Below are 17,769 nucleotides of genomic sequence, written 5' to 3'. Positions count from 1 at the left end.
AAAAGCTCGGCCTTCCGAGTTCTGAGTTTAAGTGATGAGGCTCAGAGGTAGAACTATAGAGAAAAAACCTTGGCGCATCGCATTTACTGCTACAAAAACAAATTTAGAGCGGTGATTTATGATTGCCAAGACGTGGTGCATTGTGTAAATCACCTTCAGCGCGAAGTAAGTTAGCACAGTTGTCCTAACCTACGAACTGTGAACAAGCGGTTGATAATGAGATATGCGATGTTTGACAACAAGCCGCTCTGTATCTATGCATCCTCTGGAAATATACTTTTTCAGCAACTTACCCACAATCGAAATACCTTGCTCAATCTCCTCTGGCGGGAGACAGAAAGTCAAACGCATCGCTGGATAACCTTGTTTCTCAGGGAAAAATGCCGAACCGCACGCCAGGTAGACATTTTGTGCAAAGGCTTCCTTACGAATTGTCCCAATCGGAAAATCATCTGGTAACTGTACCCAGAGAAATAATCCCCCCGTGGGAACTGTCCACCGGATCTCTTCAGGAAAATAACGAACTGGCGTGGATTTAGAGGAACCTAAAACTTTTGATACCTACAAGAGGACTTTTCAAACAACCTCTAAAGCATCTTGCAAGTGCAGCAAGTTGCCCAAGTGATTTTAAGACAGAAATTACTGTTACTAGGAGACTTGACCAAATCCGCCTCCTCCAGGAGTTTCTATTACAAAAACATCCCCAGGTTTCATCTCTACTGTTGCTGTGCTGTCTAAATTCTCTTCAATTCCATTCTGGCGTTGTATCCAGTTGCGTCCGACAATCCCGGCTTCCCCACCATTTAATCCAAAGGGAGGGACAACCCGATGGCCAGAGAGAATATTAGCTGTCATGGATTCTAAAAACCGGATGCGGCGGACAACTCCATTACCACCGGAATATTGCCCTTTACCACCGCTATCGGGACGAAGACTAAAGCTTTCTAAAAGTACAGGATAACGGGTTTCTAAAACTTCTGGATCGGTCAAACGGGAGTTAGTCATGTGAGAATGAACACCATCAGTTCCATCAAAATCAATTCCTGCCCCAGAGCCGCCGCAGATAGTTTCATAATATTGATATTGCTCATTCCCAAAAGTAAAATTATTCATCGTTCCTTGAGAAGCAGCCATGATACCCAAAGCGCCATATAAAGCATCGACAATGGTTTGAGAAGTTTCGACATTACCCGCTACTACTGCTGCTGGATAAGTCGGATTCAACATACAGCCGACCGGGATAATAATTTCTAGAGGGTTAAGACACCCAGCATTAAGAGGAATATTATCATCAACCAAAGTCCTAAAGACATATAAGACTGCTGCTTGAGTTACAGCTTTAGGAGCATTAAAATTACTATTTAGTTGCCGAGAAGTCCCAGTAAAATCAATGGTAGCACTACGATTTTCTTGATGAATGGTAACTTGAACTTTAATTCGTGCCTCATTATCCATTTCATAAACAAATGATCCATCCTTGAGAAGATTGATAGCCTTTCTCACCGACTCCTCAGCATTAGCTTGCACAAACTTCATGTAAGCTTGAACAGTATCAACCCTGTATTGGGAAACCATTTTACGAAGTTCTTGTACTCCCCGCTCATTTGCGGCAATTTGTGCTTTAAAATCAGCGATATTTTGGTCAGGGTTACGAGCAGGATAAGTATGATTTGAAAGGTGCTGTCTTACTGTGGGTTCTCGAAAATTGCCCTCTTCAACTAAGAGAAAATTATCAAAAATAATTCCTTCCTCTTCTACTGTCTTACTGTGTGAAGGCATTGAACCAGGAGTAATTCCACCGATATCTGCTTGGTGTCCACGAGAAGCAACAAAAAAGAGGGGAGTGGGGAATGGAGTATTTTCACTACTCTCTAGAAAAACAGGAGTAATTGCAGTTACGTCAGGAAGATGTGTTCCCCCATTATAAGGATTATTAGATAGATAAACATTTCCCGGTTTTAGGGTGTCGCCTTTTTCATTAATTAAGCTGCGGACACTTTCACTCATTGAGCCTAAATGTACAGGAATGTGGGGGGCATTAGCAACTAATAATCCAGAAGAGTCAAAAATAGCGCAGGAGAAATCTAGCCTTTCTTTGATATTTACAGATGCTGCCGTATTTTGGAGAACAATTCCCATTTGTTCGGCGATAAATTGATAGAGATTTTTGAAGATTTCTAAGCGGATGGGATCAGGTTGAGATGTTGTGTGCATTTTTAACTCATTAAAAAAAGTGTGTAGTAATTGCTTAAGCGCTTTTTTAAATACTTCAGTATTTACTACTAGCTATCATTGTCTACTTGGGCAGTAAAACCGTGTTGAAGTTAGTGTAACGACGGTGAGTCTTTTCCAGCACAACAGCCGATTTATAAACGTTCTAAAATTAGATGGTTCTGTTCAGTTAACTTTGCTTTCCAGTTAAGTTCTACTACAATTGTGCTAATTTTTTCGACAACGATCGCAGGCCCATTAATACTATCTTCTGGTTGTAAATCTTCTCGTCTATAAACAGGTGTATCATGCCATTTGTCAGCAGTAAACATCCTTACTATCTCAACGGCTTCGGAGACTTCAATTATAGAACGTGTACGAGTAATTAAGGGTTCTTCGGGAGTCTCCATTTTCTGAATTACTTCTACTGAGGCTGATTCGACAATTAATGTTTTATCTAATTGAATAAAACCATAGCGGGATTTATGTTCATCCTCAAATTCTTGCCGCATCAATACCACATCAACAGCAAAGTTAACGGTTAAAGTAGAGTTCGTTCCTTCATATTTTAAGTTGACTTTTTTTACTATTTCTGTTTGAGCATGAATTTCATTTATTTCACTTCTAGCTTGAGTTTCTAAATATTCCATTAACTGCTCTAATTTAGGAATTACTGCTTGCGTTAAAGGCTGTTCTACTCCTCCTTCTCTAATCGCCCGGACATCAGCTAATCCCATTCCATAAGCAGAAAGAACACCAGCATAAGGGTGAAGGAATATCTTTTTCATTCCCAAGGTATCAGCAATTAAACAAGCAACTTGTCCGCCTGCGCCGCCAAAACAACAAAGCACATATTGGCTGACATCATAACCCCGTTGTAGACTGATTTTTTTAATTGCGTTTGCCATATTTTCCACTGCGATTGCAATAAATCCAGCCGCTACTTGTTCGGGAGTAGAATGATTTAATGTAGCGGCTTGAATATCTTGGGCTAATTGTGTAAATTGCTGAATTACAGTATCTTTATCTAGAGGTAAATTCCCATCAATTCCAAAAACCGAGGGAAAATATTGCGGGTGGATTTTGCCTAACATCACATTGGCATCAGTAACCGCTAATGGCCCCCCGCGTCGGTAACAAGCAGGGCCAGGATTTGAACCAGCAGATTTAGGGCCGACACGATAACTAGAACCATCAAAAAAGAGAATTGAACCGCCTCCAGCCGCAATCGTATTAATTGCTAATACAGGAACTCGCATCCGCGCCCCAGCAATTTCTGAATCTAATTGTCGTTCATACTCTCCTTTAAAGTGGGCGACATCTGTACTTGTCCCTCCCATATCAAAGGTAATAACTAACTCAAAACCTGCTCTTTTACTAGTTTGTACTGCACCGACAATACCTCCAGCCGGGCCACTCAAAATACTATCTTTACCTTGAAATTGTTGGGCTGCGATCAAACCACCGTCAGATTTCATGAACATTAATTTGACTCCAGGTAACTGACTCGCTACTTGGTTGACATAGCAACGTAGAATCGGAGTTAAATAAGCATCGACTACTGTTGTATCTCCTCGGCTGACTAATTTCATTAACGGACTAACTTGATGAGATACAGATATTTGTGTGAAGCCGATTTCTTGAGCGATTTGGGCGATTTCTTGTTCGTGTTTGGGATAGCGATCGCTGTGCATAAAAACAATCGCACAACTCCGAATTCCTGTGTTGCAAACTGCTTGTAAGTCATTTTTGACTTGTTGAATATTTATCGGTAGTAATTCATTTCCATGAGCATCATAACGTTCATCAATCTCAATCACCTGCTCATAAAGTATAGTTGGTAAAATGATATGACGGGCAAAGATGTTAGGACGGTTTTGGTAGCCAATTCGTAGCGCATCTTTAAAGCCTTTGGTGATGAAAAGAATAACCCTGTCTCCTTTTCTTTCTAATAGTGCATTTGTTGCTACTGTTGTCCCCATTTTTACTACTTCTATCGCTTCACTAGGAATAGGTTCGTTGCTGGAAATACCGATGATATCCCGAATTCCTTGAATAGCTGCATCTTGATATTGTTCGGGATTTTCTGAAAGCAGCTTGTAGACTATAATCCATTGCTCTTTAGGTAGAGAAACAATTAAAAAACGTTCAGGATGTCTTGAGAGTCTGTCTATAATTGCTTGATTATTAGTAACAGCAACAATATCTGTGAATGTACCACCGCGATCGGCAAAAACTTTTAACATTATTCTGTTTCCTCAACTCTATAGAGGTAGCATAACAATGGGTTATGAGGTCTTTCTACTTTAGGTGTAGAATATTTTTCTACAGATGTGGAATCTTAGATATAGTCAATTAACTGGGAAACATAAATCTTAAACTTTCCACTGCCATTTAGATTGTTGTGCATTCCATTTTACGGCTACTATTTCTGCTGGGGGATTGATGCGATGCCTGCGGCGGGCTACGCCTACGCCATTTTTCTCAAATTTGATAATCCCTGTAACTCCTTTAACTTGTTTTTTGTCTTCTTTAAAATATTTATTCATACATATCAGTAAAGATTGACTATCGGAAATGTCAAATTGCTCTAGAATTCTCAGAATTATTAACACTGAGTCGAAAGCTGTTGCACTACGCCATGTTAAGTTTTCTTCTCCCCATAATTGAGTGCCTAGTTGACAAAACTTTTGCCCTAATTTATTTTCACTATTGCACCCATTTGTTTTGCTGTGCCAATGCCAAGGAACACAAGCTATAATTTGACACTCATTTTGATTTACCAAATTATACTGACTTTGCTCATGAATCCAATGTAAAACATTCTCATGGTAAAAAGTTGCTGAACCAGCTATTAGACAGTTATTGATTTTTAATCTACTAATAAGCCCAGCATTATCCAGGGAATTAGGTTCAATTCCTCCATCAGGAATTATGATAATAATATCAACGCCATTACGTTTAATATCTTCTAGATAAGCTTGAATGTGATAATATTTCTCGCTAATATAACTACATTCTTTGAGAAAAATAAACTGTTCACTAGATTGCTCTAGACATTTTTTGATAGCATTTCTATATGAAATGCTATAACTACTATTTTGATTATAGATGATAGCTACTTTTTTAATATTTTTACCAGGCAATATTTTTGTCAAAGAATGAGCTAATTGTGTGGCATTTATGCTATCTTGAGTAGTCAGTCTAAAAAAGGATAAGCTTTCACCCCCAGATAAATGAGAAAGTTCATTAGATGTACTGCTAGAGTTTACTAAAATTAGTCCATTTTGAGAATATAACTGTAGTGCCTTCTTAGTCATTTCGCTTGAATAGTGACCGATAATAGAAATCAGGTTTAATTGTGGCGCTAAATTAGCTAAATTATCTGCTGTTTGGCTATATGGTGCATATAAATTATTAGGATCATTGACAATTAAAATTTTGAAGGCTATTTGACTATCTGTATTATTTAGAGTAAAAAACTTATCGGGTTTTATCTCATCTAAATTTATTTCTTTTCCTAGTGAGATTTTCTCAAAGCTTTGAAGATTTACTTGGAGTTGAAGTTGAGCAATACCTCGTAAAATTTCAGATGCAACATGACCTTGATTATGATAAAATGGCACAACTACAGCCAAAGTATAAATTTTAACTTTTTTCTGTTGTAAAAGAGATTTTTTATATTCGCTTAAGCAGTTATTAATATAAATTAAAACTTCTGGATTCCCTGTACCATAAATTTCTATTTCTTTTTTCCAAGCCCAAATAAAGCACTTTAATGCTTGATAATAAAGTCCTTGCTGATAAAATTTATTCCCTTGTATCTGTAACTCCACAATATCTTGATTTGGGGGAGAAAGAAAAATTTGTCTGCCAAAACTACCTTGAAAGTTATCATTGTTTAATTGAGGAGCAGTCTGCAATTTATATCCGTTATTAGGATGAAGTAAGAAATTAAGCAGTTTAACCCACTTCCCAGCTATCTGTTCTTGGTCAATTTGCATCAGTTCTGCTATTCTGGGATAAATATTATTACTGAGCCTATCTCTAATTTTTTGGTCAGATAAATTAAAGATTGTAGCTAAATGTTGTCGTGAGTGTCCTAATAAAGATTGACAAATAATTCCCTTGTCAATTTCACTGATTTGTTTTCTATTTGAAGCTGTCTCTAATTTATGAAAGAAAAGGTCAATATTAATATTTAGCTGTTCTATAACCTGTTGACAGTTTTGACACACCATAATTATCTATCATCCTTTTTTCAAAATGATAGTCTAATTTTTAACTTAGGTGATCCTATGGGTGTCGAACTAATTTCTATTTATGTTGACAATTAGATAGCTTGCTGGTTTAGCGGAATTACAATTACAGTAAAAAAAACATGAGTGGCAAATTAATTGTATTTGAAGGGGTGGAAGGCTGTGGTAAAACCAGCCAAATGCAGCTTTGTTCTGAGTGGTTGGAAAGTCTGGGTGTTTCGGTGGTTGTTACTCGTGAACCCGGTGGAACAGAATTAGGCTTACATCTTCGCCGCTTGCTATTAGAGAAGGCAGAGGATAAACCAGTTGCACAAGTAACAGAACTTTTGTTGTATGCTGCTGACCGATCGCAACACGTTGAACAAGAACTCAAACCGCATCTCCTTGCAGGGAAATATATTTTATGCGATCGCTACACTGACTCTACCATTGCCTACCAAGGATATGGTCGCGGTCTTAACATGAGTTTAATCAATCAGCTTAATCATATTGCCACTGCTGGTTTAGAGAGTCACTTAACTATTTGGCTAGATGTCGATGTCGAAGTAGGACTAGCCCGTAAACGAGGAGATGGAATAGGTTTAGACCGCATTGAACAAGAAACAATCGCTTTTCATCGGCGCGTTCAGCAAGGATACGCAGAGTTAGCAGCATCCTATTCCTCAAGAATTGTGCGGGTAGATGGCAGCTTGAGTAAAGAAACTGTACAACAAGTAATTCAAGGAATTTTGCGCGTACACCTGAAGGAGTTACCATAGGCATCGCCTCAAATTTTGAAGGCAAAATTTTTTGAACTATCTACTTAACTGTCCTTGCATCCTTGGTTTAAATGGTCAGCTTTCAGATTTTTCAACCAGGTTTTCGTACTCAAAGTGACTACTATTAGATGATCAAATTTACACAAAAGCCCAAATGTTCCTATAACAACTTGATTATTATTAGTCATTTGTCCTTTGTAAATAACTAATGACCAATGATTAATCAACCCGCTTAACTTCAAATCCCCGCAACCCTTCCGGTTCTTCATACTCAACCACAACATCTTGAACTACAGCAGCAGGTGGCCCAGAGTGACACCAGTGAACCATGTTATCTACAATATCTTGCGCTCCTTCAAAGACTGCCTCGACTCGATTATCAGGCAGATTCCGCACCCAGCCGGTTAATCCCAACTGGGTAGCTGTATCCACAGTTGAATACCGATAACCGACTCCTTGGACTCGGCCAGAAATGAATACATGGGCGCGGATGATCTTTGGCAGTGCTGTGGAATTCTGCATAGACTGGTATAATCTTTACGATTCCAGTCTACCTAGTTTGTGTATACACAAGCTGTTTTTAACTCCAATTCGCGAAATTAATCCTGGTCTTCGTCATCATCACCGCGATGTTTGTACTGGCGATCGCGATTATCTCATTCTTCATCACGTTGTTTCTACTTGCCACTGATTATTCTCCTATTTCCATAATTTTCCTCCTGAGTTAGCGAATCTCCTTATTCACAGTCACTTTAGTAATTTGTCTATCTTTGGGAGTGTCGCAGAGTAGTGATAAAGTATTTTTCAATACCTACTAACTGTAGTGAATTCAACTAATCAGTAGTCAGTTTTTAAACTTGGAATTTTGAATTGCTTATGTCTAACTTGCCACCACTCAATACAGAAACAATTTGGGCAATTCTTGAGGAAAAACTTGATGATGCCATAGTCAACCAGTTGCTATGGCATTATTTAGGCTATCGCTATGATTCCTCAACTGCACAATGGAACACTAGCCTAGTTGCACCAGAATGGCAAGATGATTACCCCCAACCACCAAATTTTATTGAATCTCGCCCCGCAACAGTCAAGTTGACTCGTTCAATTCCTGTTGAAAATAAACAACTGCTCAAAGAGAAACTGGGTTTCAAGGGTTACAAAATTGGGGAATTTGGGCCTCGGCAAACTCGCAGGGCGACAGCAGCAGGTTGGTTGTTAAGTTATTTGCAACAAACTAACGGCAAAATTGAGTAATCTTATACAGCAGATATTTAGCAATAACCATTTTAGTTTTATTAATATCTGCTAATTAAGAAATTAATAAAAACTTTTAAAGTTAAGTATTGTGGCAGTAAATGTACTAAATATAATCTGGATAATAGTTAAAAAATAAATTCTAAAAACAGTCAGAAATAGCCAAATATTAGTAACTTTTATATGTTATTTATAAATTCATCCTCAAGATAGAAGCGTTAATTATATAATTATTTCTCTAGAGCGATTTGTAAATTAAATTAAGTATCCGAGAATACTTATATCAACCCTTGATATTACAAACAGTTCTATGGCAAAGCCAATTGAATTTAATTTATTTGCACCTTATAACAAAGGAGTAGCATTAATTGGTTCTTTTTCTGATTGGCAAGAAATTCCAATGGAGAAAGGTGATGATGGTTATTTTCGTACAAGTGTTGAACTAGAAGACGGCGTTTATAAATATAAATTCCGTGTCCAGTCAAATTCATGGTTTTTTGAACCAGAACAATGGGTTGATGTTACAGATCCCTATGCAACTGATATAGATGAACTGAGTGGAAAAGATGATGGTGTTATCAGGGTCAAAGATGGCGAAAGGATTACCGATACCTATATTTGGCAACATGATGATAAACCTTTACCTGCTGACCACGAATTAGTAATTTATGAATTGCATGTAGGTGATTTTTCTGGCGGTGAGGATGATCCTTATGCACGAGGTAAGTACAAACACGTCATTGAAAAGTTAGATTATTTGTGCGAATTAGGAATCAACGCGATTGAGTTGATGCCGCTTAAAGAATATCCTGGTGATTATAGTTGGGGTTATAACCCCCGCCACTTCTTTGCAACAGAATCTAGTTATGGTTCTACTGCTGAGTTGAAAAAATTGATTGATGAGTGTCATGGTAAAGGTATTCGTGTAATTATTGACGGTATTTATAACCACTCAGAAGCATCTGCTCCTTTAACACAAATTGACCACGATTATTGGTATCATCACGAACCTCGTGACCCTGATAATAACTGGGGGCCTGAGTTTAATTACGAACATTTTGATGAAAATTTAGATATTTATCCAGCGCGGAAATTTATTGGTGATACAATCCGTTTCTGGATATCAGAATTTCATCTTGATGGTATTCGCTATGATGCAGCGCGGCAAATTGCTAACTACGATTTCATGCACTGGATTGTTCAGGAAGCCAAAAAAACTGCTAGCATGAAGCCTTTTTACAACGTTGCCGAACACATTCCTGAAACTACCAGCATTACTAATGTAGATGGACCAATGGATGGTTGCTGGCATGACAGTTTTTATCACTGCATTCTAGAACATATCTGCGGTGATACATTTGATTTAGAGCGTCTCAAAGATGTCATTGACTGCAAGCGCCAAGGCTTCTTAGGTGCTACTAATGTAGTAAATTACCTCACTAACCACGACCATAACCATATCATGGTTGAATTGGGAAACCGTGAGATTTTTAACGAAGAAGCCTTTAGGCGGGCTAAATTAGGAGTAGCCATCCTAATGACTGCTGTTGGCGTACCTTTAATTTGGATGGGAGAAGAATTTGGGGAGTACAAACCTAAACAACCCGAATCATCAAAAATCGATTGGACGCTGTTAGGTAATGATTTAAATCGTAGTTTATTTGAATCATACAAAGGCTTAACCAACCTGCGTAAAAGCAATCATGCTCTTTACACAGAAAATATTGATTTTATCCACGAAAATCCAGAGGCAAAAGTATTAGCTTATACTCGTTGGAATGATGAAGGTTCTCGTGTAGTCGTAATTGCAAATTTCTCTGAAAACTTCCTAGCTGAGTATCATGTTCCTAACTTTCCTAGCGTTGGTACATGGCATGAGTGGACAGGCAATTATGATGTCGAAGCTGGTGACGATGGTATCATAACTGACTTGGGGCCATACGAAGCCAAAGTGTTTGTATGGCAGTAATTATATATACTACTACTGAGGTGGTAGCCTAATAGTAAAGAAAAAGGGGGAAAATATTTCCCCTTTTGCAGTTATTATGACTTACGAATTGACAAAAAATACCAAATATGAATAAGTTTAAAAACTACATATTTCGTAAGGGCACAGCATTACTGTGCTCATACAGCATGGTCTGTTTGCGATCGCAGAATAATTAAGAAAATCCTGAAACAACCTCAGGATAGCTAATTCACATCACAATGCATTTGTACAGTGCGTAAGTCCTAGTTATTACCTTATTGGTATACAATTTAGTGATAAATTTGTCAAGCAAAAAATCAGCTATTTTAAAATTTAATAGGTTTGTGTTACACTTTTTATTTGAAGTGCGTATATAAAATTGCCAGAGCATCCCCATGCACAACAAATTATTTAATAGTGATATCGACAACGCTAACATTGAGAACGATCGCATTTTATTAACTCCTAATGAAATCAAATCAAAATTACCTTTAACACAATTAGCCGAGCAAAGAGTTTTAGCATATAGGCAGGAAATAGAACAGATCCTAGATTTTCAGGATCGCAGAAAATTTATAGTAGTTGGCCCATGCTCAATCCATGACCCAAAAGCAGCACTCGAATATTCCCAAAGGTTGAAAAGATTGGCCGAGCAAGTCCAGGATAAGCTACTATTAATTATGCGAGTGTACTTTGAAAAACCAAGAACAACCGTAGGCTGGAAAGGGTTAATTAACGATCCAGATATGGATGATTCTTTCCATGTAGAAAATGGGTTATTAATTGCACGGGATCTATTATTAAAAATTACAGAATTGGGGTTACCTGCTGGCACAGAAGCACTAGATCCAATCATACCTCAATATATTAGTGAACTAATTACGTGGTCTGCTATTGGCGCACGCACGACCGAATCACAAACTCACCGCGAAATGGCAAGTGGACTTTCCATGCCTGTGGGTTTTAAAAACGGTACTGACGGTAATATTCAAGTAGCTTTGAATGCCTTACAATCAGCTAGAAACCCGCATAGTTTTCTGGGAATTAATCAAAACGGACAGGTTAGTGTCTTTCAAACTAAAGGTAATGGTTACGGTCACGTAATTTTAAGGGGTGGTAGTCAACCCAACTTTGATACAGCAAATGTGAAACTGATAGAAGAGAAATTAAAACAGGCAGATTTACCACCTAGAATTGTTATCGACTGTAGCCACGGTAATACTAATAAAGATTACAAATTACAAGGTGCTGTCTTAGAAAATATTATTCAGCAAATAGTGGATGGTAATACATCAATAGTCGGCATGATGCTGGAATCGCATTTGTATGAAGGTAGTCAACCAATTACTAGAAAAGAAGAATTAAAATATGGGATTTCTGTAACTGATAAATGTATTGGCTGGGAAGAAACCGAAAAAATTATTCTAGCTGCTCACGAAAAACTTAAATAAATACCATAGTCTAGATTTTGAGAGGCTTTGAATTTTACTCCCCAATCCTAGTAAGGCTTGTTATTACCTATATATGCCAGTCCCCCCTTTGTTTTATCCTCCTGAAAATAAAATTCCAAGGCTAATATAATATATTTTGGCGATGGCTATGCCCGCCGCAGGTATCGCAGATTAGAAAGCTTGGTTACAGAATAAGTCAGGGTGAGGAAGTCAACAGTTAAGCTATTTCTAGCTTAAGTTGATACCAATGGGCATTACAATTTACTTTCAGTGGTATTACAGAACCAATATTGCGGTAAATATTACCCCGAATTCTCCTGCGGGGTATTTTTTTGAATTAGCGATGTTTACGACGAGCTAGTTTACAGATGCTGCGCGTAGCTTGCTTCTGGGTGAGGGTACGCTAAAGCAAGCAAATCTATTAAGCCTGTAATGCCTTAAACCACTTATTCAAAACTGTGCTGATAGTTTTCTTAATCTCATGCTTACGATTCCATTTCTGGAATGCCATTTCATACTCTTCGCCTTTCATTTGAAACGTATTCCAGACATCCAGCCCTACAGGCAATCCGCAGAATAGCAAAATGTACAGCGACCAAGAAATTCCGCCACCAGTGATTAAATTTACAAGTATAAAAAAGCCATTAAAAATTGCATAATTCCCTAAGCGCTTCTGAAATCTTCTGATACGGTAAGCGTCAAAAGCCCTTCGCTGTTGGACTTGTCCCTGTTGTATTACCCAATCGCGTTCTGCTAACTTTAAAGAATCAGGTGAAATTTCTAACTCAGCAGCAATTTCTAATATCTGCTCATAAGAAAATTCTGTATCTTTGTCGTCAGCTTGACGAGCGATCGCTAAATGCAGAATTTGTTGGACATCTTCTTGGCTATAAGAGCGGAGGCTCTTGGGTTCAAACGCCGTCATAATTCTTTCTCTTATATTACTTTTAATAGAAATTCGCTGCTTGATAGATTTTAAGCAGCTACGCCAGTACTATTTCCATTATTCCTACATTAGCAAATCTAAATGCTGTCCCGCATCTAATGTATTGGATTTTTAACTTTGAGTAAAACTTGTCAATCCCTTCTCCACTTATGGTTGTGGATAAGCGTAAATATCTTGAATAACTTGCGCCCAACCGTTAGCAACAGATTCGAGAATGCAATCGCCTTTTTCTTTAGTTGCAGTTGTGGCGTCGCCAATCACTCCACTTTTACTGATATCTCGCATCACCCAAACCACAGGTAACTCACCCTCCAAACTCAGTAAACTACTTTCTGAGTGTTCTGGTGCATACTCTTGCAACAGCATACTGGCATCCAGCTTTTCCATTGCTTTTCCCAGCACCCCCACAGCGTTGTTTACCGCCGCAGGCATCGCAGCATCTACAATTAACCGCAGATAAAGGCCATGTTATTCAAGTTGCCCCCACTGGCTGGTATCTGGCATTGCTTGGATGTCAGTCCAAGTGAGGTAGGGAAAAAAGCGTTCTGGTGGAATGAAACTGTGCATATTACTTGGATTGTGCCATTTTTCTCTTAACGGGATTGATACAAGAAACAAGATTGTGGGCAAACTAACTCTAGCCAGAAAATTTATTCTTTGCTCACATCTTGCACTTAGCCCTGGCGACTCTGATCGCTAAGTGCAAGATAGGAGTCATCAAACTGCCCAAAACTTTAAGCAATGAACCTTCTTGGCTTGCCATATTCCAAAAAGTTACCACTGCGCCTTGTACTCATAGTCCCCTTTGTGATCCAAATCTTTGCTGCTGTCGGGCTGGTGGGGTATCTCTCGTTTAAAAATGGACAGAAGGCAGTTAATGACCTTGCAAATCAGTTGATGAGCAAAACCGATAGCCTAGTTGACGAACACCTTGATACTTACTTAGCAACCCCGCATCAGATTAATCAAATCAACATTGATGCGATAGAACAAGGGCTACTCAACTTAAAAGACTTGGAAAGTACAGGGCGTTACTTTTGGAAACAAGCGCAGGTATTCAAAAATGTTAGCTGGATTGGCTATAATCTAAAAACCTATGAAGAGGCTGGGGCGGGTCGTTGGCTGGCAGGTCAAGGAATTGTAATTAATAAAGGTTTTGCTAAGAAAGACTACACTTACGCAGTAGATAGCCAGGGAAATCGCACTAAATTACTAAAATTTACAGACTACGACCCGGTAACTGAGAACTGGTACGCCCAGACGGTAAAAGCAGGTCGACCCATTTGGAGTCAAATTTGCGTAATAGAGGGATATGAAGGATATATCGTAGCTTCGGCAGATCGTCCTATTTACGACAAGACCCACAAAATGATTGGTGTGATCGGCGCTGATTTGCTGCTGTCGAGTATCAGTGATTTTTTGAGCAACTTAAAAGTTAGCCCAAGAGCAAAAACTTTTATTATTGAACGCGACGGGCTATTAATAGCTAATTCTAGTAGCCACAAGCCATTTACGTTGATAAATGGTAAAGCGCAACGCTTAAGCGCATTAAATAGTAGTGATCCCTTAATTCAAGCGACAGCAAAGTATTTACAGCACAAATTTGGCAACTTTAAGGCAATTAAAGACACCCAAATACTGGATTTTGAGTTTAAAAGCGATCGCGAATTTGTCCACGTCATGAATTGGCAAGACGAGTTTGGTCTTGACTGGTTAGTAGTTGTCGTTGTACCAGAAAGCGATTTTATGGCACAAATTAACGCCCATAACCAGACAACAATTTTACTGTGTCTTGGTGCATTAGGTATAGCGACGATTTTGGGAATCTACACTTCTCGTTGGATTATCAAACCTATTTGGGAGTTAAGCCAAGCAAGTAGTGCGATCGCATCTGGTAACTTAGACTTAGCAGTAAAACTTTCTAGGATCAAAGAACTCAGCATCCTTGCCCAATCCTTTAACCGAATGGCAGGACAGTTACGAGAGTCTTTCACCAACTTAGAAAATACCAATCAAGACTTAGAAAAGCGGGTTGAAGAACGTACCGTAGAACTCAAAGCAGCAAAAGAAGCAGCCGATGTTGCTAATCAAGCAAAAAGCGAATTTTTAGCAAACATGAGTCATGAACTCCGCACTCCTCTCAACGGAATTCTCGGCTACGCTCAAATTTTGCAACGCGATCAAATCGCTACTTCTAAACAAAAGAACGGACTTAGCATTATTCAGGAGTGTGGTTCTCACCTCTTGACACTAATTAATGACATCTTAGAGCTTTCCAAAATTGAGGCAAAAAAACTCGATATTTCTACTACTGACTTTCATTTAGAAAACTTTCTTCTGGGAGTACGAAACATCTGTAGTATTAAAGCGGAGCAAAAAGAAATAAATTTTAAATATGAAGTAATTAATCAGTTACCTACTACTATTAATAGTGATGAAAAACGTTTAAAGCAAGTATTGATTAATCTTCTGGGTAATGCTATTAAGTTTACAGAACGAGGGAAAGTAACGTTTTCAGTAGGAGTCATAGAAGATGAAAAATATGCAATAGAAAATAAAAATAATATTAATACTTGGAATATCCGTTTCCAAGTTGAAGATTCAGGCGTTGGGATGACTCCTGAAGAATTAGATAAAATTTTCTTACCTTTTGAGCAAGTAGGGGATAGCAAACATAAATCTGAAGGCACAGGTTTAGGATTAGCAATCAGTTGTCAAATTGTAGAAATCATGGGAGGTAAAATCAAAGTCGAAAGTACACCGAATAAAGGTAGCAAATTTTGGTTTGACTTAGCTCTACCAGAAGCTAATAACTGGATATCATCACAGACACCTGAGTTAAACAAAAATGTAGTTTCTTACCAAGGTACACAACAGATAATTCTAATTGTTGATGATCGTTGGGAAAATCGCTCTGTAATTATCAATCTGCTTGAACCTGTTGGTTTTAAACTTGTTGAAGCAGAAAATGGCGAAGAGGGTTTAAAGAAAGCTCAAGAATTTCAACCAAATTTGATTATTACCGACTTAGCAATGCCGATAATGAATGGCTTAGAAATGACGCAATATTTACGCGCTCAATCTGAATTTAAAGATACGGTAATTCTCGCCTCTTCTGCAAGTGTATTCAGCTTAAATCGTCAACAGAGCCAAGAGGCAGGTTGTAATGACTTTCTGCCTAAACCAGTGCAAAATTTCGAGTTATTTGAGAAATTACGACATTATTTAAATTTAACATGGATTTATGAAGAAGAAAATAATTTTTTAGAGAGCATTATTCCTCTGGGGGAAATGATATTTCCCCCAGAGGAAAAGCTTATTAATTTGTATAAAGCTGCTCAAACTGGTTATATTCAAGAAGTTCAAGATGAAGCAGATTATATTAAAATTTTAGACCCAACATATACAAACTTTGCTAATAAAATATTAAAATTGGCAGAAGATTTTGATGATGAAGCGATTGTTAATTTAATTAAAAATAAATTTAACTTAGATTAGAGATGAATAATTATCAAAAAGAATTGATTTTAATTGTTGATGATATTCCAAATAACCTCAAGGTTCTATTTGATATTTTAAACAATTCTGGCTTTAAAGTCTCTATTGCAAAGAGCGGTGAAAGTGCATTGCAAAAAGCGCAAGAAACATTACCAAACTTGATTTTATTAGATGTAATGATGCCAGGAATTGATGGGTTTGAAACCTGCCGTCGTCTAAAAAATAACCCAAAAACTAAAGATATTCCAGTGATTTTTATGACGGCGCTTTCTGAAACTGTGGAAAAAGTGAAGGGATTGCATCTGGGTGCGGTAGACTATATTACTAAGCCTATTGAACATGAAGAGGTTTTAGCCCGGATCAATGTCCATTTAGAACTGCGGAGAATGCAGTTAAAGTTAGTACAAGAAGAAAAAATGTCTTCTTTGGGACAATTGGTAGCCGGAATTGCTCATGAAATTAATAATCCAGTTAGTTTTATTTCTGGCAACTTAATTTATGCTCAAAAATATATTGACAATTTATTAAAATTATTGCAATTTTACGAAAATTATACACCAGATACTATCCAAGAAATTCAAGAGTTTTCAAAATTAATTGAATTAGATTTTCTCAAGGAAGACCTTCCTAAACTTTTATCATCAATGATGGTGGGATCTAACCGCATTCAAGAAATTGTGCTATCGCTCCGAATTTTCTCACGATTGGATGAAGCGGAAATCAAAGAAGTTGATTTGCATACAGGTATTGATAGTACTTTAATGATTTTGCATAGTCGTTTGAGAGCTACACAAAAGCGTCCAGCTATGGAAGTGATTAAGGAGTACGGTGAAATAATACCTATAGAGTGCTATGCAGGACAAATGAATCAAGTGTTTATGAATCTTTTATCTAATGCTATTGATGCAATTGATGAGAAGATTAATAATGTGCAACTACCGAAAACAGAGAAAGCAGAGGTAGATAAATTAACTTCCTTACCAACTCGATTCCTAACTCCCAATTCTATATTAGCTAAATCTGAAATCGAATTCATACCTCAAATCAAAATTCGTACAGAACTAACTAAAGACCAAAAATTTATATTAATTAAAATTAGTGATAATGGGGTAGGAATGTCTAGAGAAGTACAACAGCGTATATTTGAACAATTTTTTACTACTAAAGACGTGGGTAAAGGAACTGGTTTAGGATTAGCGATCGCTCATCAAATTATTGTAGAAAAGCATAGAGGAACACTAGAAGTCGAGTCAGTTTCAGGACATGGTTCACAGTTTACAATTACCATTCCGATTTATCGGATTGAGGATTAGGGACGCTCGGTGATTTAGTTACAGCAGTTTACTTTTTAAGTGAGATACAAAACGCAGGACTCACGCATCAGATATAAAGAGTTTCTACCTGCTATCTCAAGCCGCACTGC

Annotated in this window: 11 protein-coding genes and 1 pseudogene; 6 read left to right on the top strand and 6 right to left on the bottom strand. The window is 37.8% G+C overall.

What is annotated here, in order from left to right:
* Positions 1-648: 648 nt before the first annotated feature.
* The 3 genes from ACFE90_RS07135 to ACFE90_RS07125 form a co-directional block, all read right to left on the bottom strand.
* Positions 649-2,214: a hydantoinase B/oxoprolinase family protein gene (locus ACFE90_RS07135; protein WP_375499067.1), complete on the bottom strand. Its 1,566-nt coding sequence runs from the start codon at positions 2,212-2,214 to the stop codon at positions 649-651.
* Between the two features lie 152 nt (positions 2,215-2,366).
* Positions 2,367-4,457 carry a hydantoinase/oxoprolinase family protein gene (locus tag ACFE90_RS07130; RefSeq protein WP_375499065.1) on the bottom strand — a complete coding sequence of 697 codons (2,091 nt, stop codon included), beginning with the start codon at positions 4,455-4,457 and terminating at the stop codon, positions 2,367-2,369.
* Positions 4,458-4,586: 129 nt separating this feature from the next.
* Positions 4,587-6,452 carry an ABC transporter substrate-binding protein gene (locus ACFE90_RS07125; RefSeq protein WP_375499063.1) on the bottom strand — a complete coding sequence of 622 codons (1,866 nt, stop codon included), beginning with the start codon at positions 6,450-6,452 and terminating at the stop codon, positions 4,587-4,589.
* A gap of 140 nt (positions 6,453-6,592) precedes the next feature.
* Here ACFE90_RS07125 and tmk point away from each other — a divergent pair, with 140 nt between their 5' ends.
* Positions 6,593-7,228: a dTMP kinase gene (gene tmk / locus ACFE90_RS07120; protein ID WP_375499061.1), complete on the top strand. Its 636-nt coding sequence runs from the start codon at positions 6,593-6,595 to the stop codon at positions 7,226-7,228.
* 219 nt (positions 7,229-7,447) lie between these two features.
* Here the strand turns inward: tmk and ACFE90_RS07115 are convergent, their stop codons facing one another.
* Positions 7,448-7,750 (bottom strand): acylphosphatase, encoded by a 303-nt coding sequence (locus ACFE90_RS07115; protein WP_375499059.1) that lies wholly within the window; start codon positions 7,748-7,750, stop codon positions 7,448-7,450.
* A gap of 354 nt (positions 7,751-8,104) precedes the next feature.
* On the opposite strand from ACFE90_RS07115, the gene ACFE90_RS07110 reads away from it, so the two are divergent.
* The 3 genes from ACFE90_RS07110 (at position 8,105) to ACFE90_RS07100 (ending at position 11,902) form a co-directional block, all read left to right on the top strand.
* Complete coding sequence (locus tag ACFE90_RS07110; RefSeq protein WP_375499057.1) at positions 8,105-8,482, top strand: DUF1823 family protein; 378 nt, start codon at positions 8,105-8,107, stop codon at positions 8,480-8,482.
* Positions 8,483-8,792: 310 nt separating this feature from the next.
* Positions 8,793-10,451, top strand: coding sequence for an alpha-amylase family glycosyl hydrolase (locus ACFE90_RS07105; RefSeq protein ID WP_375499055.1), 1,659 nt, complete (start codon positions 8,793-8,795; stop codon positions 10,449-10,451).
* A gap of 395 nt (positions 10,452-10,846) precedes the next feature.
* Entirely contained in the window at positions 10,847-11,902 is a 1,056-nt protein-coding gene (locus tag ACFE90_RS07100; protein WP_375499053.1) for a 3-deoxy-7-phosphoheptulonate synthase, read from the top strand.
* Positions 11,903-12,323: 421 nt separating this feature from the next.
* On the opposite strand, the gene ACFE90_RS07095 is transcribed toward ACFE90_RS07100, so the two are convergent.
* Both ACFE90_RS07095 and ACFE90_RS07090 read right to left on the bottom strand, forming a co-directional pair.
* Positions 12,324-12,827 (bottom strand): 2TM domain-containing protein, encoded by a 504-nt coding sequence (locus tag ACFE90_RS07095; protein ID WP_375499051.1) that lies wholly within the window; start codon positions 12,825-12,827, stop codon positions 12,324-12,326.
* A gap of 168 nt (positions 12,828-12,995) precedes the next feature.
* Positions 12,996-13,415: pseudogene (locus ACFE90_RS07090) on the bottom strand (creatininase family protein).
* A 174-nt stretch (positions 13,416-13,589) separates the two neighbouring features.
* On the opposite strand from ACFE90_RS07090, the gene ACFE90_RS07085 reads away from it, so the two are divergent.
* Positions 13,590-16,346 carry an ATP-binding protein gene (locus ACFE90_RS07085; protein ID WP_375499049.1) on the top strand — a complete coding sequence of 919 codons (2,757 nt, stop codon included), beginning with the start codon at positions 13,590-13,592 and terminating at the stop codon, positions 16,344-16,346.
* Positions 16,347-16,348: 2 nt separating this feature from the next.
* Positions 16,349-17,659, top strand: coding sequence for a sensor histidine kinase (locus ACFE90_RS07080; RefSeq protein WP_375499047.1), 1,311 nt, complete (start codon positions 16,349-16,351; stop codon positions 17,657-17,659).
* Positions 17,660-17,769: the final 110 nt, after the last annotated feature.

It is taken from the genome of uncultured Nostoc sp. (assembly GCF_964245445.1).
In the GTDB taxonomy this organism is placed as follows: domain Bacteria; phylum Cyanobacteriota; class Cyanobacteriia; order Cyanobacteriales; family Nostocaceae; genus Nostoc.
This window is presented reverse-complemented; position numbering and strand designations above follow the sequence as displayed.